This window comes from Nocardioides sp. NPDC023903 (assembly GCF_040639295.1).
In the GTDB taxonomy this organism is placed as follows: domain Bacteria; phylum Actinomycetota; class Actinomycetes; order Propionibacteriales; family Nocardioidaceae; genus Nocardioides.
Genome location: NZ_JBEZZS010000020.1, coordinates 76,882 through 102,195 on the forward strand (window position 1 = coordinate 76,882; position 25,314 = coordinate 102,195).

Genomic DNA, 25,314 nt, shown 5'->3' on the forward strand with positions numbered 1-25,314 from the left:
GCTCTATCGTCTGTTGCATGAGTGCCTCCGACATCCGCCGTGTCACCAACCAGGCGCCGGAGCTCGCCGGTCACAACGTGGTCACCGGCGATGCCGCGCTCTCCGCGGCGGTCCTGCGCCATGCGGGCGAGGAGACTCTCGACTCGCTCGTCTCCCTGGGCGCCGAGGCCGGCACCGCCGAGGCGCAGGAGCACGGCCGCCTCGCCAACCGCTTCCACCCCGAGCTGGTCCCCTACGACCGCTACGGCAACCGCATCGACGAGGTCGCCTTCCACCCGTCCTGGCACTGGCTGATGGACAGGGCCGTCGGCCACGGCCTGGCCGCCGCGCCCTGGGCGCTGGCCGAGAAGGGCGAGGAGCACGCCCACGTACGCCGTGCCGCCGGGTTCCTGGCCTGGTCCCAGACCGAGCCCGGCCACCTGTGCCCGATCTCCATGACGTACGCCGCGGTCCCCGCGCTGCGCGCCGACGAGTCCCTCGCCGCGGAGTGGGTGCCGAGGCTCGCCTCCACGACCTACGACTTCGGCCTCCGCGACCCTGTCGAGAAGCTCGGTGCTCTCGCGGGCATGGGGATGACCGAGAAGCAGGGCGGCTCGGACGTACGCCAGAACATCACCGAGGCGCGTCCCGTCGGCGACGACGTCTACGAACTGCACGGGCACAAGTGGTTCACGTCCGCCCCGATGAACGACGTCTTCCTGGTGCTGGCCCAAGCGCCAGGAGGCCTCACCTGCTTCCTCCTCCCCCGCGTCCTTGCCTCGGGAGAGCGGAACCGCCTCGACGTGGTGCGGCTCAAGGACAAGCTCGGCAACCGCTCCAACGCCAGCTCCGAGCTCGAGTTCCGCGGCACGACCGCCTACCGGCTGGGCGAGGAAGGGCGAGGCGTACGCACCATCATCGAGATGGTCGCCGCCACCCGCCTCGACTGCGTGCTGGGCTCGGCCGCCCTGATGCGCCGGGCCGTGGCCGAGGCCAGCTGGCACGTTGCCCACCGCTCCGCGTTCGGTGGCGTCCTGGCCGACAAGCCGTTGATGCAGAACGTGATCGCCGACCTGGCCATCGAGTCCGAGGCGGCCACCACACTGGCGATGCGCCTGGCCGCCGCCGTCGACCGGCCCGACGACGAGCACGAGCGGGCCCTGCGCCGCATCGGCCTGCCGCTGGCGAAGTTCTGGGTCTGCAAGCGCACCCCGGCGATGGTCGCCGAGGCGCTGGAGTGCCTGGGCGGCAACGGCTACGTGGAGGAGTCGGTGATGCCGCTGCTCTTCCGCGAGTCCCCGCTCAACTCGGTCTGGGAGGGCTCCGGCAACGTCAACGCCCTCGACGTCCTGCGTGCCATCCAGCGCGAACCCGAGGTCCTCGACGCGTGGATCACCGAGGTCGGCAGGGCCAAGGGCGCCGACCGGCGCTACGACCGAGCCGTCGACGCCACCCTCTCCCTCCTGGGCGAGTCCATGACCAGTCCCGAGGAGCTGGAGCGCTCCGCCAGGCGTCTGGCCGGCAGCATGGCCGCCCTCCTCCAGGGAAGCCTCCTGGTCCAGCACGGCGCCGACGAGGTGGCCGACATCTTCTGCGCCAGCCGCCTGGAGGGTCACAGCGGGACGTACGGCATGCTCGCCGGCGGCGACCAGTTGGCGGTCATGCGGCGAGCGACGCTGACCCTGTAGGGGCCCTGGACGCGCAACGGGCGCCACGCCCCCGAAGGAGACATGACGCCCGCCGCTTGCGGACCGAACCTCAGCCCTTGACGGACCCGGCCGTGAGCCCACGGACGAAGTAACGCTGCAGCGAGAAGAACACCAGCAGCGGCACCGTCATGGTGATGAACGCACCCGCGGTGAGCAGGTGCCATTCCTGGCCACGGTCGCCGATCAGGTCGCGCAACGTGATCGTGACGACCTCGTTGTCACCTGCCCCGAGGAAGATGAGCGCGACGAGAAGGTCGTTCCAGACCCAGAGGAACTGGAAGATCGCGAACGCTGCCAGCGCGGGCACCGACATCGGCACGATCAGCCTCCAGAAGGTCTGGAAGTGGGAGGCCCCGTCGATCTCGGCGGACTCGATGATCTCCTGCGGCAGGGTCGCCATGTAGTTGCGCAGGATGAAGACCGCCAACGGCATCCCGAACGCGGTGTGGGCCAGCCACACCGCGAGGAAGGTGCCGTTGAGGTCGTAGCTCCCGAACAGGTTGAGCAGCGGCACGAAGGCCACCTGCAGCGGGACCACCAGCAACCCGACGATCAGCATGAACAGCACGTTGCGCCCTGGGAACCGCATGAACGTGAACGCGTACGCAGCGAATGCGGCGATCATGATCGGCAGCACCGTCGCGGGGACGGAGACGACGATCGAGTTCACGAAGGCGTTCGCCATCCCGCTCTCGAGGACCTGCGAGTAGCTGTCGACGGTCCACTGGGAGAACGGGTCGGTGATGACCGTCCACCAGCCCGACGACTTCACGTCGGCCTCGTTGCGGAACGACGAGATCAGCAGACCCAGCGTCGGGATGAACCAGAGCACGCACAGCAAGACGATGCCGACACGGACAGCGACGCTGCCGAGGGTGAAGCTCCTCATCGACCGGCCTCCTGCTTCTTGAACTGGCGCATCTGGTAGATCATCACCGGGATCACGGCGATCATCAGGATCACGACCACCGCGGCCGCGCGACCGGCGTCACCGAACTCGAAGAGCTCGAGGACGAAGGTGTTGGCCAGCACCGAGGTGCCGGACCGGCCACCGGTCATCACGTAGACGATGTCGAAGACCTTCATCACGAGGATGAGGATCGTCACGAAGACGACGATCACCGTCGGCCAGATCTGCGGCACGACGACCTTGAAGAAGATCTGGAGCTCGCTGGCCCCGTCGATGCGCGCCGCCTCCACGGTGTCCTCGGGGACGCCCTTGATCGCCGAGGAGAGCAGCACCATCGCGAACCCCGCCTGCAGCCAGATCATGATGACGATCAGGAGCAGGTCGTTGAGGTTGCCGGTCTGGATGCGAAGCCAGGCGACCGGCTCGAACCCGAGACTGGTCGAGATCGCCGAGAGGAGCCCGATCTGCTTGTCGCCCTGCGCGAACCTGGTCGCGTAGACGAAGCCCCAGATCGTGCTCGCCCCGACGAAGCTGATCGCCATCGGCATGAAGATGACCGACTTCGCGACCCTCTCCGGGAACGCCTTGAGCTGGTCGGCCAGCACCGCCACGAGCAGGCCGACGATGACGCTGGCTGCCGGGACGATGAGGATCCAGAGCAGGTTGTTGACCAACGTGCCGATGAACTCATCGTCCCGGAAGAGGGCCGTGTAGTTGTCGAACCCGACCCAGTTGATGCTGCTGTCATCGGCGAAGCTGTAGATCACCGTCATCAGGGCCGGGTAGACCAGGAAGACGGTGACCACCAAGATGGCCGGGCCGATGAAGACGTACGGCTTGATCCGCCTGTCCCACTTGCCGGGCAGGAGGCCTGAGAGGAAGTTGAGCACCCAGTAGAGAGCGGCGGTGCCGCCGACTCCTAGGACGATCGCGACCAGGCCGTTGAGGATCTTCAGGTACGGATCATCGCTCATCCTCGCCAGCTCTCCTCGATCGCGTCGGCAGCCTCCTGAGCGCTCTTCTCACCTCCGACGTAGGCGTTCATCTCGCTCCAGAACGTCCCGGCGCCCACCTGCGCGGGCATCAGGTCCGAACCGTCGAAGCGGAAGGTGTCGGCGTCCTGAAGCAGGGTCGCGATCTCACCGAACATCGGGTCGGCGTAGTTGGAGTTGTCGAACTCGACGCTCGGCGAGAGCCAGCCACCGGACTTGGCCCACTCGGCACCGAAGTCGGGCGACGCGAAGAACTCCATCAGCTCGACCACGTCGGTGTCGTTGGTGAAGGCGGTCGCCATGTCACCGGCACCGAGCACCGGGTTGCCCTCGAAGCCACCCTCCATGCTGCCGGGCAGCGCGAAGACGCCGACGTTGCCGGCCAGGTCCTGCTGGATATCCTTCGGGAAGAAGGTGGTGATGAAGTTGGCCTGGCGGTGCATCTGGCAGCCCGGCTTCGCGTCGAAGAGCGGGAGCGGGGAGTCACCGAAGGGCTCGCTCAGGGTGCCGTCGGCCCCGCCGCGTACGTTCTTCGGCTTGTTGATGATGTCGCCCATGGTCTCGATCGCCTCGACGATCTTCGGGTCGTTGAAGGGGACCTCGTGGGAGACCCAGTCGTCGTAGAACTCCGGGCCCTCCTGGCGCAGGACGATCTCCTCGACCCAGTCGGTGTAGACCCAGCCGGTGTCGGCACCGGCCTCGGCGCCGAGGCACCACGGGGTCTGGCCCTTGGAGATCATCTGGTCCTCGAGGCTCCTCAGCTCGTCCCAGGTCTCAGGCGCCTTGTAGCCGGACTGCTCGAAGTTCTTCGGGGTCCAGACCAGCGACTTCATCGAGACGCGGATCGGGACGCCGTAGGTCTTGTCGTCGATCTCGACCGAGTCCATCAGGCCCGGGATCATGGTGTCGTCGAGCGAGCCGACGTCGATGAGGTCGTCGAGCGGAAGCGTGTCACCCGACTCGGTCAGGTCGGCGACCAGACCGGGCTGCGGGAAGAGCGCGATGTCGGGCGCGTCGTTTCCGTTGACCTTGGTGCGGATCTCGGTGGTGAAGTCCGTGGAGGGGGTGTAGGTCACCTCGATCCCGGTCTCCTTGGTGAACGTGTCGAGGGCCGCGTTGAGCCCCACTGCCTCGCCCTCGGGGATCGCGCCGAGGATCTGGATGCTGCCGTCTCCGTCTTCGGTCTCGCCGGCATCGTTGCTGCCTCCGCCACCGGGAACGCCACAGCCGGTCACGGCGAGCAGACCTGCGACTACTGCTCCGATTTGCCACTTTCGCACGTGCATCTGATTGCACCCTCCATCGTCGTTTTGATCCACGGAGTCGTGCCACGCAGGCCGCGTCGGGTCCACGAGGCACTGCCTCGTTATGTGATCTCCATAACATTAGTCGTTATGGTCCATCGATGTCCCGGGCAAATTGTCGAACACTCACCCGAGAACGCGCAGGACGATACCTGTCACGCACTCCGGGGCCGCCAAGACCCGCCAGCCCGGTGTGGCTCCGGCGGCCGAGTTAGGCCAGAATCAGCGCCCAAATGAACTATCCGCATCCTCCCCACCAAGGGCCCGGTCAAGGGCCCCATCACCAGCCTCCTCGCGACCCGCTGGCTGTCGCCGGCCGGCTGGCGGCTGCCATCTGCTCGATCGTGTTCTGGCTGATCGGAGCGATCGCCGTGATCGCCGCCGTCATCGGCATCTTCCGTGCCTTCGGCGGTGACCTGGCCTGGCGTACGGTCGGGATCTGGGTTATCGCCGGTATCGGCTGCTTCGCGTTCTCGTGGATCGTCGCCGCGCTCGGCCGGATCGGGCTCGATGACGAGCCGATCGGATCGTGGCGTGCCGCGCCGTTCGAGCTGGCCCGGATCCTCTACCGCAACCGATGACAGGGCGTAGAACAACATCAGGCCGTACGTCGCGCGTGTCGCGCGGCGTACGGCCTGGTGCCATGGGGGTCTAGACGAGAGCCTTGTCGGTCTCGGCAGCGGGCGGAGCCGCGTGGTCGTCGACCATGGTCGTCTCGTCGAACGGGTCCTGACCGTCCAGGACACGATCGAGCTGGCTGTGGTCGATGGTCTTGGTCCAGTGGCCGACCAGGACGGTGGCGACCGAGTTGCCGGCGAAGTTGGTCAACGCACGGGCCTCGGACATGAACCGGTCGATGCCCACGATGAGCCCGACCCCGTCGACCATCTCCGGGCGGTGGGACTGGAGCCCGCCGGCGAGGGTCGCCAGGCCCGCACCGGTCACACCGGCGGCACCCTTCGAGGCGATCATCATGAACAGCAGCAGGCCGATCTGCTCACCGATGCTCAGCGGGTCACCCATCGCGTCCGCGATGAAGATCGAGGCCATCGTCAGGTAGATCGCGGTGCCGTCCAGGTTGAACGAGTAGCCCGTGGGGACCACGACGCCGACGGTCGCCTTCTCGACACCGGCGTGCTCCATCTTCGCGATCAGGCGCGGGAGGGCCGACTCGGACGAGCTGGTGGAGAGGATGAGCAGGAACTCGCGGGCGAGGTACTTGAGCAGCTTGAAGAGGTTGACGCCGGTCGCCAGCTTGAGGAGCACGCCCAGGATGCCGAAGACGAAGATCGCACAGGTGACGTAGAAGGCGATCATGATGACGGCCAGGCTCTTCAGCGCGTCGATGCCGGTCTCGCCCACGACACCGGCGATGGCGCCGAAGGCGCCGACCGGAGCGGCCCACATGATCATCGCGAGCACCCGGAAGATCAGCTTCTGGATCACGGTGATCGCGTTGAGGATCGGCTTGCCCGACTCACCCATCCGCTGCAGCGCGAAGCCGACCAGCAGTGCGACCAGCAGGGTCTGCAGCACCACACCGGAGGTGAGAGCCGAGAAGAGCGAGGTCGGGATGATGCTGAGGAGGAAGTCGGTCGTGCTCGCGTGACCCTCCGACGCAGCCTCCTGGCCCGCGCTGGAAGCGTCGGAGCTCAACTGGAGGCCGGTGCCCGGGTCGATGATGTTGCCGACGATCACACCGATCGCCAGGGCGACCGTGGACATCACGATGAAGTAGACCAGCGCCAGGCCACCGACCTTGCCGACCTTGGCCGCGTTGGCGACCGAGCCGACGCCGATGACCAGGGTGCAGAAGATGATCGGCTGGATCATCATCTTGATCAGGTTCACGAAGGCCGTGCCGATCGGCTTCAGCTCCACCGCGAACGACGGGGCGATCAACCCGACCAGGATGCCAAGTACCACCGCGGCGATCACCGCGATGTAGAGATAATGTGTCCGGTCCTTCTTGGGTCTTGTCTCAGTGGTGGTCGTACTCATCGTTCCTCCTGGTCCGGTGTGTCCTGCCCTCCGGGGCAACTCGGGCAACTCTCCGGCAGAACGTGACGACCGTCACTGTTGTGTTCGTTGTGTTCGTGGCCACGATCACATCCACGCAACGCAGGTGGTCCAGAATGAGGTGGTGCCCCGTGTCCACCCGTTCCGCCGCCGTGTTCTGCGCGATCGGCCGGTGGCACAGCAGGTGCTGCTCCTCCAGTTCGGCACGGTGCTGCTGCTCGTCGTCACCGGCATCCTGATGGCGTCCTACGACGCCCAGCGCGACTCCTACAGCCGCGCCACCCAGCGCGCGGTCGCGGTCGCCCAGACCGTCGCCGACTCCCCCACCGTCAGCACGGCGCTGCGCGGCGAGGACCCGACGGCGACCCTCCAGCCCTGGACAGAGCAGGTACGCCGCGACACCGACACCGACTTCGTCGTGGTGATGGACCTGGACCGCACCCGCTACACCCACACCGATCCGCAACAGATCGGCGGAAAGTTCGTCGGCGACCTCGGCGGCGCGCCCGACGGCGAGGTCTTCACCCAGCAGTACACCGGAACGCTCGGCCCGTCGGTCCGCGCGGTGGTGCCGGTCGAGGACGGCGACGAGGTCGTCGCGCTCGTGTCCGTCGGCATCACGGTCAGCGACATCAACCGCGGGCTCAAGCGCGACGTCACGATCGTGCTGCTGTGCGGCGTACTCGTGCTGGCCGCCGGGCTGACCGGTGCCTGGCTGCTGAGCCGTCGCCTGCACCGGCTGACCCACGGCATGGGCGAGCGCGAGCTGGCCCGGATGTACGAGTACTACTCCGCCGTCCTCCACTCGGTCCGCGAGGGTCTGCTCCTACTCGATGGGCAGGGGCGCGTGCAGCTGGTCAACGACGAGGCGCGACGCCTGCTGGCGCTCCCGGACGACGTCATCGGCACCCGGATCGAGGACCTCGACCTGGCGCCCGGCCTGGTCGCCGCCGCCCGCGGCCGCACAGCCGAGTCCGACGACCTCTACCTCGCGGGCGAGCGGATCCTCGTCGTCTCCTCGGCCCCCGCGCTGTGGGACGGTCGCGAGGTCGGGGCCGTGGTGACGCTGCGCGACCACACCGAGCTGCGCTCGGTGACCGGCGAGCTCGAGGTCGTACGCCGCCTCACCGAGTCGCTCCGGTCCCAGAACCACGAGGCGGCCAACCGGCTCCACACGGTGGTGTCCCTCATCGAGATGGGCCGGGAGCAGGACGCGGTCGAGTTCGCCACCGAGGAGCTCCAGGTCGCCCAGCTCCTCACCGACCGGGTCGTCGGCGCGGTGGAGGACCCCGTGGTAGCCGCGCTGCTGCTCGGCAAGTCGGCCGAGGCGGCCGAGCAGGGCGTCGAGTTCCGCATCGTCGGCGAGGTGCCACCCGGCACGGGCATCCCGCCCCGCGACCTGGTGACGGTGCTGGGCAACCTCGTCGACAACGCCTTCGACGCCGTCTCCGGCTTCGAGTCCCGCCAGGTCGAGGTCCACCTCACCGGTGACGACGACGCCCTCACGGTCCGTGTGGGCGACAGTGGTCCCGGCCTGGACGACGCCGACTCGGCGCGCGTCCTCGACCGCGGCTGGACCACGAAGGCCGAGCCCGGCACGGGCCGCGGCCTGGGCCTGGCGCTGGTCGGCCAGATCGCTCGGCGTCATGGTGGCGAGGTCGTCATCGGCCGCTCGCACCTCGGCGGGGCCGAGTTCATCGTCACCCTCGGCACGGAGGTGGCCGAATGAGTGTCAAGGTGCTGGTCGTCGAGGACGAGGCGCTCGCTGCCGAGGCCCATGCGGCGTACGTCGACCGGGTTTCGGGCTTCGCCCTGGCCGGGATCGCGCGGTCGGCGCGGGATGCGGTCCGCGCGCTCGACGCCGCCCGTGACGCGGGCGCTCCGGTCGACCTGATCCTGCTCGACATGAACCTGCCTGACGGGCACGGGCTCGGCCTGCTCAGCAGGCTGCGTGCCGCCGGGCATCTGTGCGACGTGATCGCGGTGACGGCGGCGCGGGACACGAAGGTGGTGCGGCAGGCCGTTGTGCAGGGGGTCGTGCTCTACCTGCTCAAGCCGTTCACCTTCGCGACCTTCCGGGACAAGCTCGAGCAGTACGCCGACTATCGTGCCCGGCTGGATGCAGCCCCCGAGGAGGTCGTCCAGGACGAGGTCGACCAGCTCCTGGGGTCGCTGCGGCCCACCGGGAGCACCCCGCTGCCCAAGGGCATGAGCCCGGAGACGCTGCGGGCCGTGACGGCCGCGCTGCGCGAGGCCGAGCGTGACCTGTCCGCGAGCGAGGTCGCCGCGGTGGTCGGCGCGTCGCGGGTGACCGCGCGGCGCTACCTCGAGCACCTCGCCGACAAGGGCCTGGCCGCGCGCGGGGTCCGTTACGGTCCCAGCGGCGGGCGGCCCGAGGTCGGCTACTCCTGGCTCTGAACCGACGTCAGGCCGCCTAAAATGGTTCGCGCCCGGGGTGTGCCGCCGGGCAGAGTCGATGCCCATGACCAGCAGCGACCTGTGGACCCGCGACGACGCCGAGCGCTACGACGACCCCGACGACTGGGTCAACTCAGCCGAGGTGACCGGGCCGGTGGCCCGCTTCCTCGCCGAGGTCGCCGACGGCGGCCCCGCGCTCGAGCTCGCCATCGGGACGGGGCGGATCGGCGTACCGCTGTGGGAGCTGGGCGTGCCGGTCACCGGCATCGAGCTGTCCGAGCCCATGGCCGACGTCCTGCGGCGCAAGGTCACCGAGGAGCAGATCCCGGTCGTGGTCGGCGACATGGCCTCTGCCGAGGCGCCTGGGGTGGGGACGTACTCGTTGGTATATCTGGTCTTCAACACGATCGGGAACCTGCGTACGCAGGAGGAGCAGGTCGCCTGCTTCGCCAATGCCGCGCGTCATCTGGCGCCGGGCGGGCGCTTCCTGGTCGAGGTCGGCGTGCCCGGCCTGAGGCGGCTTCCCCCGGGCAGCCCGGCGATCCCGTTCGACGTCTCCGCAGCGCACCTCGGGTTCGACACCTACGACCTGGTCACCCAGCAGGCGATCTCGCACCACTACACCCGCGAGGCCGACGGACGCTTCAGGTACGGGCCACACAACTTCCGGTTCGTGTGGCCCTCCGAGCTCGACCTGATGGCGCGGTTGGCCGGGATGACGCTGGAGTCGAGGTACGCCGGCTGGGACCGCTCCGAGTTCACCAACGACTCCACGAGTCATGTGTCCGTCTGGCGCAAGCCGGACGCTCACGCCTGAGGCGGCAGGTCGAACTCGTCGTTGGTCATCCGCAGCAGGGCGAGGCTGACACCGGCGCACCCGATCGCGGCGACGATGAGGCCGACGCCCTGACCGATGTTGTTCGGGATGAACGGGTGGGTCGCGGCTCCGATCATCACGGCGAGACCGACCCAGACCGGCACGGCACGGCTGCGCATCAGCGCGCCGCCGAGCAGGCCGAGACCGAAGACGATGCCCACGATGAACAGGAGCGAGGCGATCCCGAGCAGCGGCTCGTGGTGGAGGGCGTCGTCCAGGGCTGCCATCGACGCCGGGTCGAGGTCGTGCTGGACGGTGACCAGCGCCGGTGTCATCACACCGCCCATCAGGGGCATGCCGACGAGGAAGCCCGTCAGCGCGATGACCCCGCCGGCCGTGGTCAGTCGGGGGGCGCCACGGCGGGCGACCCAGGCCAGGGCGATGGTGGCGGGGATGAGCCCGACGACGAAGACCGCGTCCAGCCACTTCAGGGTCTCCAGCATGTCGGGATGGGCCTCGAGCGCTGTCACCGTCTCGGTGAAGGTGACGTCGCCTCCGACCGGGCTCAGCATGTAGTGGATGCCCTTGGCGAGCATCGGCAGCGGCAGGATCACCGCGAGGAGGATGCGCCAGAAGGCGCGGCGATCGCGTACTCGCTTCGTCCGCCCCGTGCTGTCCGGGGGTGCAGGTTGGATGGTGGAGCTCATGCTGTCCTCCTGAGTCGATGTTCTCGGTAGGCGCCGGCGAGGAGTGCAGACGCCACGGATCTGATCGTCTGCCCCGCCGATTCCCGCGCACAGAGGCGGGAATCACCGCGCCCTCCCGCGTTCTCGGGAGAACATCCCGATGACCGGGAACGCCACCCCATTGCGCGCGCAGCGCCCCAGGGTCACTGTGGGGATATCGTGACGAGCACCGTGATCGCTGAGCGCTCCTGGTCACCCCGCACCCACCCGGTGCCGGCGGCCGGCGTGCTGCTCGCTGTCGCCCTGGTCGGAGCCGGCGTCGCGATCGCCGCGCTGATGACGCCGACGGAAGCTCCTCGTGGGCAGGTCGCGGAGTACGCGACGACGCTCGCCTACGTCGTGCCCTACGCGGTCGTCGGCGCCTTCCTCGTGGTCCGTCGTCCAGATCTCCCGTTCGGCTGGCTGCTGGCGGGCTGCGCTGCGGTCGTCGCCGTCGGGATCGCGATCGCCTCGCAGTCGTACGTCGCCCTCAGTGCCGGCTCCGACAACGCTCTGCTCCGGTTCGGGTGCCTGCTCGCGACGGTGCAGTTCCTGCCGGTGGCGGTTCAGGGCCTGGTGAACGTCCGCTTCCCGAGCGGCAATGTCTCCTCGAGGTTCGGGCGCTTCCTGAGCCGGCTGCTCCTGGTGGGCATCGCGCTGGGCCTGACCGGTGGGCTCATCGGTGATTGGACTCTCGAGCTGGATCGAGCCGACGGAACGGTCGAGACGCTCCGCAATCCCCTGACGAGCGGGACGCTCCTCGGAGAGATCGGGCTGGGGCTCACGGCAGCCGTCCCACTGGTGATCCTGCTGGGAATCATCGCCGGGCTCGAGGTCGTCCGACGTGCGTGGAGGGCCACCGGCATCGAGCGTGACCAGCTCAAGTGGCGTGCGTTCGGCGTCGTCCTCACGCTGGCACTGTTCCCCTTCGCGATCACCGAATCGCTTCCGCTGGCGGTATACGCGGCCGACGGACTGATCTTCACCAGCACACTGGTGATTCCGATCGTCCGCTACCGGTTGTGGGCCATCGACACCATCATCCGGCGGTCGGCGGCGTACCTGATGGTGACGGTCCTGGTCGTGGCGGTGTTCGCAACGCTCACCTCCACCGCCGCTGCGTTCCAGCGGGAGCGGGCCGGACTGGTGACCGCGGCGGTCGTCGCCGCCCTCGTCCTCGGGCCGGCGCTGCGGCTCAGTCAGCACCTGGTCGACGAGCTGTTCTACGGCCATCGGGCGGATCCCTATCGTGCGCTGCGCGATCTCGGTCAACGCCTCGACGCCGCGGCCGCACCAGGCGCGGCGCTGGCGGCAGTGGTCAGCACGGTCGCCGCTTCGCTCCGGCTGCCGTACGTCGCGATCGAGCGACCCGGGGACCGCAAGCTGCTGGCCAAGTACGGCGACCCACCGCCGGCGGAGGCCGATCTCGGCCGCTGGCCGCTCGTGTCCCAGGGCGTCCAGGTCGGAAGCCTCGTTGCCGCGCCGCGGCGAGGCGAGTCGGCGCTCGACACGCGGGACCAGGCGGTGCTGGCTGAACTGGCCCGCCAAGCGAGTGCAGCCGTGCACGCCGAGGCGCTCACCACCGACCTCGCGATGTCGCGTCAGCGCATCGTCGAGGCGCGGGAGGAAGAACGGCGCCGGCTGCGCCGCGATCTCCACGATGGCCTGGGGCCGCTGCTGACCAGTGTCGGCCTCAACCTCGACGCCATGCGGAGCCGGCTGGCTGCAGGCGGAGACCCGCTCCAACTTCTCGCCCGGGCGAAGGAAGCCTCGAGCCAGGCGATCGCGGATCTGCGTACCGTCGTCTACTCCCTCCGTCCCGCAGCGCTGGACGACCTCGGTGTCGTCGGGGCGATCACCGCCCAGGTACGCCGGATGGGCGAGGTCGATGGCCTCGACATCGCGGTCGAGGGCGGTGACCTCCCGGCGTTGCCGGCTGCGGTCGAGGTCGCGCTGTACCGGATCAGCATCGAGGGTGTGACCAACGTGGTCCGGCATGCCGAGGCAGGCAGCTGCCGAGTCCGCCTCGGCACCGTCGACGGCAACGCCTTTCTAGAGATCGCGGACGACGGAGCATCCAGGCGAGTCTGGACGCCAGGAGTCGGCACCATCGGCATGCGTGAGCGGGTCTCGGAGCTCGGCGGGACCCTTGAGATCGGTCCCACGAGCGACGGCGGACGCCTCCGGGCGTCGTTCCCGCTTGTGGATCCCGCAGCGACCGGGCCTCCGTGATGAGAGCCGACGGAGTCATCCGGGTGGTCATCGTCGACGACCACCAGCTCGTGCGGCAGGGGCTCGAGGCAGTGGTGGCTTCCGTCGACGACATCGCCGTCGTGGGCCAGGCCGCCGATGGGCAAAGCGCGGTCGAAGTGGTCGCCGAGACCGAGCCAGACGTCGTACTGATGGACCTGCAGCTGCCGGAGCGCTCAGGTCTGGAGGCGACCCACGAGATCCTCGAGGCTCGACCCGACCTGGCTGTGCTGGTGTTGACGATGTTCGATGACGACGCCACCGTGCATGCCGCGATCGCCGCCGGCGCGGTCGGCTACCTGCTCAAGGGTGCCGACGGCGAGGACATCCTCGCCGCGGTGCGTTCGGCCGCGGCCGGGCAGGCTGTGTTCGGTGCCGCCCTCGCTCATCGCATGCGCACGTTCTTCGCCGGCGGCCCCACCAGATCAGCCGAGTCCTTCCCGGAGCTCACCGATCGGGAGAGGGTGATCCTCGACAAGGTCGCAGCCGGCCTCACCAACGTCGAGATCAGCCAGGCATTGTTCCTGTCCCCCAAGACGGTGGCCAACAACGTCTCGGTGATCCTGGCCAAGCTGAACCTGTCTGAGCGCGGCAAGGCGATCATCGTCGGCCGCGATGCCGGGCTGGGTCGAGCCGACCCGGGCCACGGTGAGGACCCCGACGGATCCCGCTGACACCGACGCAGAGCCGGGTCACTCGCCGCGCTGGAACTCCCAGGCGAGGCGGATCGCCGCTTCCACGGCCCGGGCCGGGGCGCGGTCGAGGTAGGCCTCGATCTTGTGGTGGGCCTCCATCCGGGGTGGGATGCCGAAGGCGTCCGGCCAGCGTTCGATCAGCGCCTCGCGGCGATCGATCGGGACGCGGACGAGCAGGGTGGTCGCGTCGACCTGCCTGGCGACCAGGCGGTCGTTGAGGTACCAGCCGCGCGGTTTGTGGCGGCAGCCGTCCAGCGAGGAGACGAAGGCGTCGACCTCGTCTGGAGTCATGCCTCCGGAGCGTACGCTGTCCGCCATCGCTCGGCAGCCACCTGCGCGGCCTCGCCGATCAGCGCGGTCAGCTCGGGGCGGTCCGGGACCGGGAACGAGGTGTAGGCGCTGCGGCCGCCCTCGACTGGGCGGCCGTAGGCCTTGGCGGCGAGGCGCCCGTCGGGCAGGAGACGTACGTTGAGGGTGCTGAGCCGGAAGACCACGTCGCGGCGGGTGTCCGTCCACTGAAGGGTCTCCGGAATGGCCACATTGATCGCCAGGGCGCTGACCTCGACCTGTTCACTCGTCACGGGCCGAGTCTAGGGCTGCCACAGCCCGATCTCCGCCGCGAAACGGGCGGCGATGGACTCGATCACGCCGCCGGCGGCGAGCAGCGCCTCGGTCTCGTCCGCGGAGGCGCCGCCGCTGTCGCACAGCGTCCGGAGCCTGGTCAGCTCGGACGCCCGGGCCGGTTCGATCTCGCTCCAGCGGGCGACGGCCGCGAAGCGGTCGGTCGTCCAGGTGCCGTCGTGGACGCTGACCAGGCCGGCCAGGGCCAGGAGTGACTTGCGCGCGATCCGGCGGGAGAGGTCGCTCGGGTCGTCGCGGCCGAGGGCGGCGCGCCACCTGCGCAGAGCACGCTCGATGTCGCCGTTGAAGCCGCGGGCCGCACGGGCGTCCGCCGGAAACCCGGGCAGGACAGCGCCCGGGTCGGGGCCCGCGAGATGGGCGCAGTAGTGCCGCAGGAAGACCCGGTTGCCGTACGCCTCATCGCCCTCGCCGAGGTAGTCGCCCTCGGACGCCGCGGCGATCTCGACGCCACGGCAGACCTCGGCGAACGCCGCCGAAGCTTCGGTGCCGAGCGCGGACGCGTCCGCCGCCGGAAGTCCGATCGTCAGCAGGTCGACGTCGGAGGTGGGCTCGATGGCCGTGCCGTTCGCGACCGAGCCGTAGACGTGGACCGACACCTCCGGCGGGGTCCGCCCGAGGACGTACGCAAGGACCGGCTCATACGCGGGCGGCACCCGGTCGCGGCGCGCTCCCGTGATGATCAGACCGTCGGGGGTCACGCCCTCGCGTGGGTCGGCCATCGCGGTCAGGTGAGGCGGAGCGCCATCTTCGACTCGGTGCGCGGGTCGCCCTCGGGGAACGGCTGCGTCTCACCGGTGAGCTCGAAGCCGAGGCGTTCGTAGAGGCGGCGCCCGGACTCGTTGCCGTCGACGACCCACAGGGTCAGCACGGAGGCGCCGTCACGACGCGCCCAGCCCGCGACGGCCAGGATGAGGCCCTCGGCGAGACCGTGACCACGCGCCTCGGGGGCGAGCCACATGTTGATCAGGTGGTGCTCGCCGTCGTGGATGATCCCGGCAGCGAGCCCTGAGGGCTTCTCCCCGAGCCAGGCGATGTAGGCCGCACCGGACGCGGCCCACAGCCGCCAACGCTCGTCGGGCCAGGTGACGACCTCGTCGTAGGACGCCCAGAACGCACGAGGAGTGTCCTGGAGAGCCGCGAGGCGCACCTTCTTGAGTGCCGGCCACTCGTCCTCGACGACGACACGTACCGCCGCCGTCGGGACCACCTTCTCAGGGGCCCCCACGCCGGGGATCGAGCTGGGTCGCTTCGGAACGCTCACGGGATCAGGCGAGGTCGAGACCGGGGTACAGCGGGAACTTCGCGAGCAGCTCCGCCGCGGCGGCCTTCGTGTTGTCGGCGACCGAGTCCTCGATGGCGTAGGACGCCTTGGACGGGCCGCCGGCCTTGGTAGTCCCTGGCGTCGTCTTCGAGAGCACGTCGACGATGAGCTCGGCGACGCGGTCGAACTCGTCGGCGCCGAAGCCGCGCGTTGTCAGCGCCGGGGTGCCGAGGCGGACGCCCGAGGTGTACCAGGCGCCGTTGGGGTCGGCCGGGACCGAGTTGCGGTTGGTGACCACGCCGGAGTCGAGCAGCGCCGACTCGGCCTGGCGGCCGGTGAGGCCGAAGCTCGTCACGTCCAGCAGGACGAGGTGGTTGTCGGTGCCGCCGGTGACGAGCTTGGCGCCACGCTTGAGGAAGCCCTCGGCGAGCGACTTGGCGTTGTCGGCGACCTCCTGGGCGTAGATCTGGAAGCTCTCCTGCTTCGCCTCGGCGAAGGCGACGGCCTTCGCGGCCATGACGTGAGAGAGCGGGCCGCCGAGGACCATCGGGCAGCCGCGGTCGACGCTCGGGGCGTACTCCTCGGTGGCCAGGATGAAGCCGCCGCGCGGGCCGCGGAGGGACTTGTGGGAGGTCGAGGTGACGACGTGGGCGTAGGGAACCGGGTTCTCCTCGCCCTGGAACACCTTGCCGGCGACGAGGCCGGCGAAGTGGGCCATGTCGACCATCAGGGTGGCGCCGACCTCGTCGGCGATCTCGCGCATCTTGGCGAAGTTCACCCGGCGCGGGTAGGCGGAGTAGCCGGCCACGATGATCAGCGGCTGGAACTCCTTGGCCTTGGCGCGCAGCGAGTCGTAGTCGAGCAGCCCGGTCTCCGGGTCGGTGCCGTACTGGTTCTGGTGGAACATCTTGCCGGAGATGTTCGGGCGGAAGCCGTGGGTGAGGTGGCCGCCGGCGTCCAGCGACATGCCCAGCAGGCGCTGGTTGCCGAGCTCGCCGCGCAGCGTCTCCCAGTCGGCCTCGGAGAGCTCGTTCATGTTCTTGACGGCCATCTTCTCCAGCCACGGGCCCTCGACCCGGTGGGCGAGGATGGCCCAGTACGCCGTCAGGTTGGCGTCGATGCCGGAGTGCGGCTGCACGTAGGCGTACTCCGCACCGAAGAGCTCCTTGGCGTGCTCGGCGGCGATCTGCTCGACCGTGTCGACGTTCTGGCAGCCGGCGTAGAAGCGGTGACCGACGGTGCCCTCGGCGTACTTGTCGGAGAACCAGGTGCCCATCGTCATCAGCGTGGCGGGGCTCGCGTAGTTCTCGCTCGCGATCAGCTTGAGGCTGGCGCGCTGGTCAGCGAGCTCCTGCTTGGTCGCCTCGGCGATGCGGGGCTCCACGGAGGCGATGACCTCGAGGGCTTGGTTGTAGGCAGAACTCGTCAAGGCGGACAGATCGCTCATAGGTCACAGCGTAGTCAGCCGCGCGGACGAGAGCAGCATCGTGGTCGCCCGGTGCGTTGCGTACGTCCTCTATCACCGCCCGCGGGAATGACTGACTGCTCAGCCCGGTTGAGAGACCGTGACCAGATGGTGACCTCGGCCACACCGCCCGCGTGAACAAGCGGGAACGTCCCACATAACGGACCGATGTCTCATATATCGGGATTCCAGATTGCGTGAGAGCCGTCCGCTACCTGAGACTCCTTGACATGGTCACTGCTGCAACACATGCGCACCTCGTGGTTCGACGCCACGTGGACTATTGCCGCATCCGCAGCTCGATCTGTTGGCGCCACTGACGCCCAGCGCTCCGCATTTCACCGCGTCGAGCCGCTGGCCCGCCGCCCGACAGACATCCCGGGCGCCCGCCGCGAGCACGTCCCTGCTCCGCCGTGCGTCCACGACCGACGCAAAGGTTTCTCTGACATGAGCGACAACCGGTTTCAGGCCAAGCGCGCCACCCGAACCGAGATCCCCCGGCCCAAGAAGGGCGAGGGTCAGTGGGCCCTCGGCTACACCGAGCCGCTGAACAAGAACGAGGAGTCGAAGAAGAACGACGACCCGCTCAACGTTCGCGACCGGATCCTCTACACCTACTCCAAGCGCGGGTTCGACTCGATCGACCCGGCCGACATGCGCGGCCGCTTCCGGTGGTTCGGTCTCTACACCCAGCGCAAGCCCGGGATCGACGGCGGCAAGACCGCCATCCTCGACGAGGAGGAGCTCGACGACCGCTACTTCATGATGCGCGTACGCTCCGACGGCAAGCTCCTCTCCCCCGCCGCGGTGCGCACCCTGGGTCAGATCGGCGTCGACTTCGCGCGGGACACCGCGGACATCACCGACCGCGAGAACATCCAGTACCACTGGATCGACATCGAGAACGTCCCGGAGATCTGGTCGCGCCTCGAGGAGGTCGGGCTGCACTCGACCGAGGCCTGCGGTGACTCGCCTCGTCCGTTCCTCGGCTCGCCGGTCGCCGGCGTCGCCGCCGACGAGATCATCGACGGCACCTCGGCGCTGCGCGAGATCGAGTCCCGCTACCTGGGCGACCCCGCCTTCTCGAACTTCCCGCGCAAGTTCAAGACCGCGCTGACCGGCCACCCCTCACACGACGTGGCACCCGAGATCAACGACATCGCCTTCGTCGGCACCGTCCACCCCGAGCACGGCCCCGGCTTCGACGTCTGGGTCGGCGGCGGTCTCTCCACCAACCCGCGCCTGGCCGAGAAGCTCGGCGTGTGGGTGCCGATCGACGAGGTCGCCGACGTGTGGGCCGGCGTCGCCGGCATCTTCCGCGACTACGGCTACCGCCGGCTCCGCTCGCGGGCCCGGCTGAAGTTCCTGGTCGCCGACTGGGGCAAGGAGAAGTTCCGCGAGGTCCTCGAGAACGAGTACCTCGACCGCCAGCTCGTCTCCAACCCCTCCCCCGAGTCGCCCCTGGGCCACCGCGACCACGTCGGCATCCACGACCAGAAGGACGGCAAGAAGTACGTCGGCCTGGCGCCGATCGCCGGCCGCATCTCCGGCACCCATCTGGTCGAGCTCGCCGGCGTCATGGAGAAGTTCGCCGTCGAGGGCGCTCGGCTCACGCCGTACCAGAAGATCGTGCTGATCGGTGTCGACCCTGCGGTCGTCGAGGACCTGGTCACCGCGCTGGACGCGATCGGCTTCTCGGCCCGGCCCTCCAACTGGCGCCAGAACACGATGGCCTGCACCGGGATCGAGTTCTGCAAGCTCGCGATCGTGGACACCAAGGACCGGGCCCGCGACCTGATCGCCTCGCTCGAGTCCCGGTTCCCGGAGCTCGACGCCTCCATCACCGTCAACGTCAACGGCTGCCCCAACGCCTGCGCGCGGACCCAGGTCGCCGACATCGGGCTCAAGGGCCAGCTGGTCCTCGACGACGAGGGCAACCAGGTCGAGGGCTTCCAGGTGCACCTGGGCGGCGCGACCGGCCTGACCGCCAACTTCGGGCGCAAGCTGCGCGCGCACAAGGTCACCTCGGCCGGGCTCGACGACTACATCTCCGCGCTGGTCGTCAACTACCTGGCCGACCGCGAGGAGGCCGAGACCTTCTCGGCCTGGACCGCGCGGGCCGACGAGGTACTGCTGCGCGGCGAGAAGACCTTGGACGAGGTGACCGCATGAGCGAGCGCGCAAGCACCCCGTTCCACTGCCCGTTCTGTGGCGAGACCGACCTGTGGCCGCACGAGGCCACGCACGGGTCCTGGGAATGCCGCGCCTGCCTGCGCGCCTTCCAGCTGAAGTCACTTGGACAGATCTCTCGGGCAACCACGAAGGAGGCGCACCGATGAGCGTCAGCACAGCAGCCGCAAGGGCCAACCGCGCGGTCGACACCGAGGGACGTACGCCCGAGGAGCTGCGCGAGATCGTCTCCCACTGGGGAGCCGAGCTCGAGCTCGCCCCGGCCGAGACGATCATCGAGTGGGCCGCCGCCACCTTCGGCGAGCGGTTCGCGATCACGTCCTCCATGGGTGACGCGGTCCTGGCTCATCTCGCCTCGAAGGTCGTACCCGGGATCGACGTGGTCTTCCTCGACACCGGCTACCACTTCATCGAGACGATCGGCACCCGCGACGCCGTCGAGGCGACGATGCCGGTCAACCTCCTCACGATCACGCCCGTGCAGAGCGTGGCCGAGCAGGACGCCGAGTACGGCAAGGACCTCTACCGGACCGACCCCGACCTGTGCTGCGCGCTGCGCAAGGTCAAGCCGCTGGCCGACTCGCTCGCCTCCTACGACGCCTGGGCCACCGGCCTGCGCCGCGCGGAGACGAAGAACCGGGTCATCGCCCCGGTCATCGGCTGGGACGCCAAGCGCCAGAAGGTCAAGGTCTCGCCGATGGCGCGATGGTCCGACGAGCAGGTCGAGCGATATATCGAGGACAACGGAGTGCTCGTGAACCCGCTCGTCTATGACGGCTATCCCTCGATCGGCTGCGCGCCGTGCACCCGCCGGGTAGCCCCCGGCGAGGACCCGCGCAGCGGGCGATGGGCCGGCACCGGCAAGACCGAGTGCGGCATCCACGCCTGACCCTCCCCATCACAGACTTTCCGCCCGCGTGGCAACACAGACCCGCAACACCCGAAGGATGAAGACAATGGCAGCTCCTGCACTGGTAGCCCTGGCTCACGGCAGCCGCGATCCGCAGTCGGCCGCGACCATCAACGCCCTCGTTGCCGAGGTACGCGCCCTGCGCCCCGACCTCCGTATCGAAGCCGCCTTCCTCGACCACTCCCGGCCGCGTTTCCAGGCCGTCGTCGACAAGCTGGTCAAGGCCGGCCACGACGAGATCGTCGTCGTGCCCCTGCTCCTGACCGAGGCGTTCCACGCCCGCGTCGACGTACCCTCGGTCATCGCCGAGGCCACCGCGCGCCACTCCGGCCTGCGCGTCCACACCAGCGAGATCCTCGGCCTCGAGAGCGTCTTCCTCCAGGTGCTCGACGAGCGCCTGCGGGCGTCGCTCAAGGCCGCGCGGGTGCGCGAGCTCGACGCGCTCGTCCTGGCCGCCGCCGGCTCCTCGGACTCGCTGGCCAACCAGTCGGTCGCCCGCCTGGCCCGGATCTGGGGTGCCCACCACAAGCTGCCGGTCGTGGCTGCGTACGCCTCGGCTGCTCCCCCGGCCACCGGCGAGGCCGTCCGTGCCTTCCGGGCCGAGGGTCGCCGCCACATCGCCGTCGGCATGCTCTTCCTGGCTCCCGGGCAGCTGCCCGACCGCGCCAAGGAGCTCGCTCTCGAGGCCGGCGCCGTCGCGGTCAGCGACCCGATGGGCGCCCACCCCGAGGTCGCTCGCACCATCCTGGCTCGCTACGCCGTAGGTGCCGTCGAGCTCGTCCCGGTCTGATCCCGCCGAGTAGTTAATTGTGGGCGACGAAACTGTGGTTTCGTCGCCCACAACTGCATTCTCGGCGGGGGTTTCAGGTGATCTGGTGGGCGAAGACTCGGTCCAGCTCGGCGACGGCGTCGGCCGTCACACCGCCGTGGACGGGGCCGGGCTGGAGGACCGTGCTCTTCGGGGCCTTGAGGAGACCGAAGCGGGCGGACTCGTTGTCGGAGAGCGACCGGAGGCCGTACGCCGTGGCTCGGACGCCCGCGCCGAAGCCCGCGTGGGCGGCACCGGCGCAGATCAGGTCCACCGACTCCAAGGCGGCCCGGACGAGGGAGAGGTCGAGGCCCGGGGCGAAGGCGGCGAGACGCTGCTCGTCGAGCGACCACCGGGCGGCGAGGAACTTCTGCTCGGGGCAATGCAGGACGACGCCGACGTTGAGGAACTCCTCCCGCTCGGGGCGGGGTACGCAGCGGAGCACGACGTACTGGTAGGCGTCCATCACGCCTCCTGGGCGGGCTCGGCCGCGGGCAGCCACGGGCGCTCGCCGTCGAGGCGCGCCCGCAGGAACGCGACGTAGCGCTCGCGTAGCGACTCCGGGGTGTCGTAGCCGGGGACGGGCTCGAGCCACTCGTCGGGTACGTCGGCGAGCACCTTCTCCAGCACCGCGTCGTCGAGCCGCGCGGCGAGGTCGTCGTTCTGGGCGAGCGCCTCGTCCGCGTAGGCCCGCAGGATGTGCTCGGAGGTGTCGTAGGGCTGCGCCGCGTAGCGCGCCGGGTCGCCGCCTCCGCCGGGCCAGACATGGTGGAAGTAGAGGGAGGCGCCGTGGTCGATGACGTAGAGCGCGCCGTTCCACAGCAGCATGTTGGGGTTGCGCCAGGAGCGGTCGACGTTGGCGATCAGCGCATCCAGCCACAGGATTCGCCCGGCCAGCGACGGGTCCGGCGAGTAGGCGGCGTCGTAGCCGAACGCACCCGCCAGGAAGTCGATGCCGAGGTTGAGCCCGGCGCTCACGTTGAGAAGGTCCTGGACCTCCTCGTCGGCCTCGTAGCGGGCGATCTCGGGGTCCAGGTCGAGCACGACCTGGTCGGGCGTGGGGATGTCGAGCGCCCGGCACAGACCGGTGACGACCACCTCCGCGACCAGCACCCGCAGCCCCTGCCCGGCGCCACGGAACTTGCAGACATAGGTGCCGAGGTCATCGGCCTCCACGATCCCGGGCAGGCTGCCGCCCTCCCGGAGCGGGGTGACATACCGCGTCACCCGCACCGTCTCAAGACTCACGAGATGGTGTCCTCTTCCAGTCGTCTCTTCTCCTCGGCGATGTCGAAGCGGGGCGCGGGCCAGTCCAGATCGAGTCGGTCCAGTGTCTCCAGGAGCAGCTCGCCGATGGCCAGGTTGCGGTACCACTTCTTGTCGCTCGGCACGAGGTACCACGGAGCGTACTCGGTGTTGGTGCGCTCCAGCGCAATCTCGTACGCCTCCCGGTAGCTGTCCCACAACTGGCGCTCGTCGACGTCACCGCGGTTGTACTTCCAGTGCTTGGTCGGGTCCTCGAGCCGGGCCATGAGCCGCTTCTTCTGCTCCTTGGGCGAGATGTGCAGCATGCACTTGAGGATGACGGTGCCGTCGTCGGCCAGCCGCTTCTCGAAGTCGTTGATCGCGCCGTAGCGCCGCTCGATCTCCTGGGGCGGGGCGAGCTCGCGGACGCGACCGATCAGCACATCCTCGTACTGGGAGCGGTCGAAGACGCCGAGGTAGCCGGGCTCCGGCACCGCCTTCTCGATCCGCCACAGGAAGTCCTGAGCCCGCTCCTCGTCGGTCGGTGCCTTGAAGCTGGTGATCTTCACGCCGACCGGGTCGACCAGCCCGACGGTGTGCTTGAGAACGCCGCCCTTGCCGGAGGTGTCCATCCCCTGCAGGACGAGCAGCACCCGCCTGGGGTCGTCGCTCTCCTTGGAGGCGAAGAGCTTGGTCTGCAGCTCGAGCAGCATCGGACCGAGCTCGGCGAGCACCTGCTTGCCGGTCTCCTTGTCGACGTCGACGCCGGGCGCGGAGTTCGTGTCGTACTTCCGCAGGTCCACCGGTCCGGCCGGCAGCCGCAGCTCGTCAAGAAGGCTCATGGCTAGACGATAGGCCCGGAAGAGGAGCCACCGGGGCGGGTCAGCCGAGAACGCGCCCCAGATCCAACGAGCAGCCGACCATCGTGGTCGTCGAGCCGTCGGGCTGGGGCTCGTCGAACCAGGTGCCCTGCTCGAAGCCGACCTTGGCGAGCATCCGCAGCGAGGCGGCGTTCCGGTGGTCAGGGGCCGCGAAGCAGGCCGTCGCGCCCGGATAGCGGCGCTGGATCGAGGTCAGCCAGACCCAGGCCATCCGCGGGCCGATCCCACGACCCACGAAGGCCGGCTCCCCGATCGCGTAGTCGAAGCCGATCGCGTCCGGGTCGGGGGTGAGCAACGCGTAGTCGGGCTGCGCGCTTCGCGCGCTTACTCCCTCGCTCGGCGCGAACGGACGAGCAAGCTCGCCGATCGGCCTCACTCCGGTCGTCTCATCATTGATCCGGTAGTCCTGGCAGAAGCCGATCGAGCGCCCGTTGACCTCAATCACCCAGAAGGTCACCGGGGTCTTGCCGTCGATGTCCGGCCCGTAGTTCTCCTTCACCCACTCGGGCGTCGGCTCACCGTCGACGGCATACCAGCGGTGCACGTGCTCCGCGTTGAGCCAACGGATCAGATGAGGCAGGTCTCCGCGGGTCATCGGTCGCAGCGCCACCACCGGCATCGGGTCGGAGGAGAACTCCTTCACCTCACCGGAGAGATCCACAGCGTACGCAGGCCGCCCGGCGATCCTCGTCGCCGCCGCTGCCCAGCTCTCCCCCGGGCGCGTCACGCCACCGAGACGGTGTGTCCCGGTGTGGACCGCAACCGGAGTGAACATGCACCCAGGTTAACCGTGTGGGGTCAGTGGGCCTGGCCGCCGCGGCGGTCGACGAGCGGCGGCTGGGAGGACCACGGGAAGTCGATCCAGCGGTCGGTCTTCTTGTAGACGTAGTCGGCGTTGATCACCGTCCACGGCTTCTCGAAGATCACCGCGGTGCGGGCCTCGGCCACGTGGCCCTCGCAGAAGTCGTGGACGATCTCCAGGGTCTTGCCGGTGTCGGCGACGTCGTCGGCGATGAGCACCTTCATCCCGGTCAGGTCGACGGCCGCGGGGGTCGGCGGGAGCATGATCGGGACGTCGAGACGCTCGTTGATGCCGGTGTAGAACTCCACGTTGATCGCGGACAGGTTCTTCACGTCGAGGGCGTAGCCCAGGCCCATCCCGAGGGCGAGACCGCCTCGGGCGATGGAGAGCACGATGTCGGGCTCGTAGCCGCTGTCGACGACCTTCTGGGCGATGTCGCGCACTGCGGTGCCGAAGAGGTCGTAGGTCAGGATCTCGCGCTCTTGCTGCTCACTCACAGGTCGGATTCTGACACGAGACCGTCGGCGCCATCGTCATCGGCCAGAGCGAGCTCCTCGCGAACGATGCTGAAGGCCACACCGGCGCCGTATCCCTTGCGGGCGAGCATCCCGACCAGACGCCGGGTCTTGGTCTGGTCGTCGAAGCGCTCCAAGGAGCGCAGCTTGCGCCGGACCATCCGCCTGCCGGCCTCGCGCTCGTCGTCGGGGTCGATCTCGTCGAGCGCGTCGCGGGCCACCTCGTCGTCGATGCCCTTGCGGCGCAGCTCCTGGGCCAGGGCTCGTCGCGCCAGGCCCTTTCCGGGCTGCCGGCTGGCGATCCAGGCCTTGGCGAAGGCCTCGTCGTCGATCAGGCCGACCTCTTCGAAGCGGTCCAGCAGCCGTGTCGCCAGGGCTGCGGGGACCTCCTTCTTCTCCAGCTTGTCGGCGAGCTCCTTGCGGCTGCGCGCCTGGCCGGTCAGGGCGTCGAGGAGGATCTTGCGGGCGATCGCCTCGTGGTCGGGCTCGGGGTCGTTCTTCGGGTCGGCCGGGTCTGCGGGGCGAGGTTTGCTCCGACGGGAACGTGTTGGTTTCGACACGGATTCGCTCGTACCTCGCGAATCCGGCTCAACCAACGGGGTCTTGCCTGCCCAGGCTTCTACGCCTAGCGAGACGTCGCCCAGCCAGTCGGGCGCGGGCCGTTCGTCCACCCAGGGATCCTGGGCGCACAGGGACCGGCATCGGGGTGAAGGTTCTCCGGAAGTTCGAAAGCCACACGCCGAGTTTAGGCCGTACGTCGGCTACGACCCGAAACGC

General features: G+C 69.1%; 27 protein-coding genes. 11 read left to right on the top strand and 16 right to left on the bottom strand.

The annotated features are described in order from the left end of the window. Positions 1-17 precede the first annotated feature (17 nt). Positions 18-1,667, top strand: coding sequence for an acyl-CoA dehydrogenase family protein (locus AB0F44_RS19910; RefSeq protein WP_357358304.1), 1,650 nt, complete (start codon positions 18-20; stop codon positions 1,665-1,667). A 70-nt stretch (positions 1,668-1,737) separates the two neighbouring features. Here AB0F44_RS19910 and AB0F44_RS19915 read toward each other — a convergent pair whose 3' ends face one another. Genes AB0F44_RS19915 through AB0F44_RS19925 form a run of 3 tightly spaced genes read right to left on the bottom strand, consistent with a single transcriptional unit; the run spans position 1,738 to position 4,876 of the window. Continuing rightward, positions 1,738-2,577 carry a carbohydrate ABC transporter permease gene (locus AB0F44_RS19915; RefSeq protein ID WP_357358306.1) on the bottom strand — a complete coding sequence of 280 codons (840 nt, stop codon included), beginning with the start codon at positions 2,575-2,577 and terminating at the stop codon, positions 1,738-1,740. Further along, complete coding sequence (locus tag AB0F44_RS19920) at positions 2,574-3,572, bottom strand: sugar ABC transporter permease (RefSeq protein WP_357358308.1); 999 nt, start codon at positions 3,570-3,572, stop codon at positions 2,574-2,576. Before AB0F44_RS19920 ends, AB0F44_RS19915 begins: the two co-directional genes overlap by 4 nt. Beyond that, the gene (locus AB0F44_RS19925; protein ID WP_357358309.1) at positions 3,569-4,876 is read right to left on the bottom strand and encodes an extracellular solute-binding protein; all 1,308 of its coding nucleotides are present in this window, start codon (positions 4,874-4,876) and stop codon (positions 3,569-3,571) included. Before AB0F44_RS19925 ends, AB0F44_RS19920 begins: the two co-directional genes overlap by 4 nt. A 251-nt stretch (positions 4,877-5,127) precedes the next feature. Here AB0F44_RS19925 and AB0F44_RS19930 point away from each other — a divergent pair, with 251 nt between their 5' ends. Then, on the top strand, positions 5,128-5,475 hold the full coding sequence (locus tag AB0F44_RS19930) for a hypothetical protein (RefSeq protein ID WP_357358311.1): 348 nt from the start codon (positions 5,128-5,130) through the stop codon (positions 5,473-5,475). A gap of 70 nt (positions 5,476-5,545) precedes the next feature. On the opposite strand, the gene AB0F44_RS19935 is transcribed toward AB0F44_RS19930, so the two are convergent. Continuing rightward, entirely contained in the window at positions 5,546-6,895 is a 1,350-nt protein-coding gene (locus AB0F44_RS19935) for a cation:dicarboxylase symporter family transporter (RefSeq protein ID WP_357358313.1), read from the bottom strand. Between the two features lie 142 nt (positions 6,896-7,037). Between AB0F44_RS19935 and AB0F44_RS19940 the strand changes: the two genes are divergently transcribed. From AB0F44_RS19940 to AB0F44_RS19950, 3 genes are all read left to right on the top strand, one after another. After that, positions 7,038-8,642, top strand: coding sequence for a sensor histidine kinase (locus AB0F44_RS19940; protein WP_357358315.1), 1,605 nt, complete (start codon positions 7,038-7,040; stop codon positions 8,640-8,642). Beyond that, positions 8,639-9,331: a response regulator gene (locus AB0F44_RS19945; RefSeq protein ID WP_357358317.1), complete on the top strand. Its 693-nt coding sequence runs from the start codon at positions 8,639-8,641 to the stop codon at positions 9,329-9,331. Before AB0F44_RS19940 ends, AB0F44_RS19945 begins: the two co-directional genes overlap by 4 nt. A gap of 64 nt (positions 9,332-9,395) precedes the next feature. Continuing rightward, positions 9,396-10,148, top strand: coding sequence for a class I SAM-dependent methyltransferase (locus AB0F44_RS19950; protein WP_357358318.1), 753 nt, complete (start codon positions 9,396-9,398; stop codon positions 10,146-10,148). Here the strand turns inward: AB0F44_RS19950 and AB0F44_RS19955 are convergent. After that, the gene (locus AB0F44_RS19955; RefSeq protein ID WP_357358320.1) at positions 10,139-10,855 is read right to left on the bottom strand and encodes a hypothetical protein; all 717 of its coding nucleotides are present in this window, start codon (positions 10,853-10,855) and stop codon (positions 10,139-10,141) included. The genes AB0F44_RS19950 and AB0F44_RS19955 overlap by 10 nt on opposite strands. Positions 10,856-11,053: 198 nt before the next feature. Here AB0F44_RS19955 and AB0F44_RS19960 point away from each other — a divergent pair, with 198 nt between their 5' ends. Next, a complete protein-coding gene (locus AB0F44_RS19960) occupies positions 11,054-13,105 on the top strand; it encodes a histidine kinase (protein ID WP_357358322.1) in 2,052 nt (683 codons plus the stop codon). After that, entirely contained in the window at positions 13,105-13,797 is a 693-nt protein-coding gene (locus tag AB0F44_RS19965; protein WP_357358324.1) for a response regulator transcription factor, read from the top strand. Before AB0F44_RS19960 ends, AB0F44_RS19965 begins: the two co-directional genes overlap by 1 nt. An 18-nt stretch (positions 13,798-13,815) precedes the next feature. Here the strand turns inward: AB0F44_RS19965 and AB0F44_RS19970 are convergent, their stop codons facing one another. From AB0F44_RS19970 to AB0F44_RS19990, 5 genes are read right to left on the bottom strand one after another with little or no spacing between them, the layout of a single operon-like run. Next, positions 13,816-14,109, bottom strand: a complete 294-nt coding sequence (locus tag AB0F44_RS19970) for a hypothetical protein (protein ID WP_357358326.1) — start codon at positions 14,107-14,109, stop codon at positions 13,816-13,818. Then, positions 14,106-14,399, bottom strand: a complete 294-nt coding sequence (locus AB0F44_RS19975) for a hypothetical protein (RefSeq protein ID WP_357358328.1) — start codon at positions 14,397-14,399, stop codon at positions 14,106-14,108. Before AB0F44_RS19975 ends, AB0F44_RS19970 begins: the two co-directional genes overlap by 4 nt. Positions 14,400-14,408: 9 nt before the next feature. After that, positions 14,409-15,179, bottom strand: coding sequence for a hypothetical protein (locus AB0F44_RS19980; RefSeq protein WP_357358330.1), 771 nt, complete (start codon positions 15,177-15,179; stop codon positions 14,409-14,411). A gap of 5 nt (positions 15,180-15,184) precedes the next feature. Continuing rightward, positions 15,185-15,721, bottom strand: coding sequence for a GNAT family N-acetyltransferase (locus tag AB0F44_RS19985; RefSeq protein ID WP_357358331.1), 537 nt, complete (start codon positions 15,719-15,721; stop codon positions 15,185-15,187). A gap of 4 nt (positions 15,722-15,725) precedes the next feature. Next, positions 15,726-17,168, bottom strand: coding sequence for a glycine hydroxymethyltransferase (locus tag AB0F44_RS19990; RefSeq protein ID WP_350659039.1), 1,443 nt, complete (start codon positions 17,166-17,168; stop codon positions 15,726-15,728). Positions 17,169-17,633: 465 nt separating this feature from the next. Between AB0F44_RS19990 and AB0F44_RS19995 the strand changes: the two genes are divergently transcribed. The 4 genes from AB0F44_RS19995 (at position 17,634) to AB0F44_RS20010 (ending at position 21,076) form a co-directional block, all read left to right on the top strand. Continuing rightward, a complete protein-coding gene (locus AB0F44_RS19995; protein ID WP_357358333.1) occupies positions 17,634-19,358 on the top strand; it encodes a nitrite/sulfite reductase in 1,725 nt (574 codons plus the stop codon). After that, positions 19,355-19,525, top strand: coding sequence for a hypothetical protein (locus AB0F44_RS20000; protein WP_350659041.1), 171 nt, complete (start codon positions 19,355-19,357; stop codon positions 19,523-19,525). Before AB0F44_RS19995 ends, AB0F44_RS20000 begins: the two co-directional genes overlap by 4 nt. Further along, positions 19,522-20,265, top strand: coding sequence for a phosphoadenylyl-sulfate reductase (locus tag AB0F44_RS20005; protein ID WP_141792939.1), 744 nt, complete (start codon positions 19,522-19,524; stop codon positions 20,263-20,265). The genes AB0F44_RS20000 and AB0F44_RS20005 overlap by 4 nt, the downstream gene beginning before the upstream one ends. Before the next feature lie 67 nt (positions 20,266-20,332). Then, positions 20,333-21,076, top strand: a complete 744-nt coding sequence (locus tag AB0F44_RS20010; RefSeq protein ID WP_357358336.1) for a CbiX/SirB N-terminal domain-containing protein — start codon at positions 20,333-20,335, stop codon at positions 21,074-21,076. A gap of 73 nt (positions 21,077-21,149) precedes the next feature. Here the strand turns inward: AB0F44_RS20010 and AB0F44_RS20015 are convergent, their stop codons facing one another. Genes AB0F44_RS20015 through AB0F44_RS20040 form a run of 6 tightly spaced genes read right to left on the bottom strand, consistent with a single transcriptional unit; the run spans position 21,150 to position 25,097 of the window. Next, complete coding sequence (locus tag AB0F44_RS20015) at positions 21,150-21,560, bottom strand: DUF3037 domain-containing protein (protein WP_357358337.1); 411 nt, start codon at positions 21,558-21,560, stop codon at positions 21,150-21,152. Further along, on the bottom strand, positions 21,560-22,342 hold the full coding sequence (locus AB0F44_RS20020; RefSeq protein ID WP_357358339.1) for a HipA family kinase: 783 nt from the start codon (positions 22,340-22,342) through the stop codon (positions 21,560-21,562). Before AB0F44_RS20020 ends, AB0F44_RS20015 begins: the two co-directional genes overlap by 1 nt. Then, positions 22,339-23,181: a PPK2 family polyphosphate kinase gene (locus AB0F44_RS20025; RefSeq protein WP_357358341.1), complete on the bottom strand. Its 843-nt coding sequence runs from the start codon at positions 23,179-23,181 to the stop codon at positions 22,339-22,341. Before AB0F44_RS20025 ends, AB0F44_RS20020 begins: the two co-directional genes overlap by 4 nt. A 40-nt stretch (positions 23,182-23,221) precedes the next feature. Then, positions 23,222-23,995 carry a GNAT family N-acetyltransferase gene (locus AB0F44_RS20030; RefSeq protein ID WP_357358343.1) on the bottom strand — a complete coding sequence of 258 codons (774 nt, stop codon included), beginning with the start codon at positions 23,993-23,995 and terminating at the stop codon, positions 23,222-23,224. 23 nt (positions 23,996-24,018) lie between these two features. Then, entirely contained in the window at positions 24,019-24,519 is a 501-nt protein-coding gene (locus tag AB0F44_RS20035; protein WP_350659047.1) for a phosphoribosyltransferase, read from the bottom strand. After that, positions 24,516-25,097, bottom strand: coding sequence for a regulatory protein RecX (locus AB0F44_RS20040; RefSeq protein ID WP_357358345.1), 582 nt, complete (start codon positions 25,095-25,097; stop codon positions 24,516-24,518). Before AB0F44_RS20040 ends, AB0F44_RS20035 begins: the two co-directional genes overlap by 4 nt. Between the last annotated feature and the right edge of the window lie 217 nt (positions 25,098-25,314).

Coding starts and splice junctions, on each gene's coding strand:
- AB0F44_RS19910 (WP_357358304.1), top strand. CDS start 18: ATGAGTGCCTCCGACATCCGCCGTGTCACCAACCAGGCGCCGGAGCTC.
- AB0F44_RS19915 (WP_357358306.1), bottom strand. CDS start 2,577: ATGAGGAGCTTCACCCTCGGCAGCGTCGCTGTCCGTGTCGGCATCGTC.
- AB0F44_RS19920 (WP_357358308.1), bottom strand. CDS start 3,572: ATGAGCGATGATCCGTACCTGAAGATCCTCAACGGCCTGGTCGCGATC.
- AB0F44_RS19925 (WP_357358309.1), bottom strand. CDS start 4,876: ATGCACGTGCGAAAGTGGCAAATCGGAGCAGTAGTCGCAGGTCTGCTC.
- AB0F44_RS19930 (WP_357358311.1), top strand. CDS start 5,128: ATGAACTATCCGCATCCTCCCCACCAAGGGCCCGGTCAAGGGCCCCAT.
- AB0F44_RS19935 (WP_357358313.1), bottom strand. CDS start 6,895: ATGAGTACGACCACCACTGAGACAAGACCCAAGAAGGACCGGACACAT.
- AB0F44_RS19945 (WP_357358317.1), top strand. CDS start 8,639: ATGAGTGTCAAGGTGCTGGTCGTCGAGGACGAGGCGCTCGCTGCCGAG.
- AB0F44_RS19950 (WP_357358318.1), top strand. CDS start 9,396: ATGACCAGCAGCGACCTGTGGACCCGCGACGACGCCGAGCGCTACGAC.
- AB0F44_RS19955 (WP_357358320.1), bottom strand. CDS start 10,855: ATGAGCTCCACCATCCAACCTGCACCCCCGGACAGCACGGGGCGGACG.
- AB0F44_RS19965 (WP_357358324.1), top strand. CDS start 13,105: ATGAGAGCCGACGGAGTCATCCGGGTGGTCATCGTCGACGACCACCAG.
- AB0F44_RS19970 (WP_357358326.1), bottom strand. CDS start 14,109: ATGACTCCAGACGAGGTCGACGCCTTCGTCTCCTCGCTGGACGGCTGC.
- AB0F44_RS19980 (WP_357358330.1), bottom strand. CDS start 15,179: ATGGCCGACCCACGCGAGGGCGTGACCCCCGACGGTCTGATCATCACG.
- AB0F44_RS19990 (WP_350659039.1), bottom strand. CDS start 17,168: ATGAGCGATCTGTCCGCCTTGACGAGTTCTGCCTACAACCAAGCCCTC.
- AB0F44_RS19995 (WP_357358333.1), top strand. CDS start 17,634: ATGAGCGACAACCGGTTTCAGGCCAAGCGCGCCACCCGAACCGAGATC.
- AB0F44_RS20000 (WP_350659041.1), top strand. CDS start 19,355: ATGAGCGAGCGCGCAAGCACCCCGTTCCACTGCCCGTTCTGTGGCGAG.
- AB0F44_RS20005 (WP_141792939.1), top strand. CDS start 19,522: ATGAGCGTCAGCACAGCAGCCGCAAGGGCCAACCGCGCGGTCGACACC.
- AB0F44_RS20010 (WP_357358336.1), top strand. CDS start 20,333: ATGGCAGCTCCTGCACTGGTAGCCCTGGCTCACGGCAGCCGCGATCCG.
- AB0F44_RS20015 (WP_357358337.1), bottom strand. CDS start 21,560: ATGGACGCCTACCAGTACGTCGTGCTCCGCTGCGTACCCCGCCCCGAG.
- AB0F44_RS20025 (WP_357358341.1), bottom strand. CDS start 23,181: ATGAGCCTTCTTGACGAGCTGCGGCTGCCGGCCGGACCGGTGGACCTG.
- AB0F44_RS20030 (WP_357358343.1), bottom strand. CDS start 23,995: ATGTTCACTCCGGTTGCGGTCCACACCGGGACACACCGTCTCGGTGGC.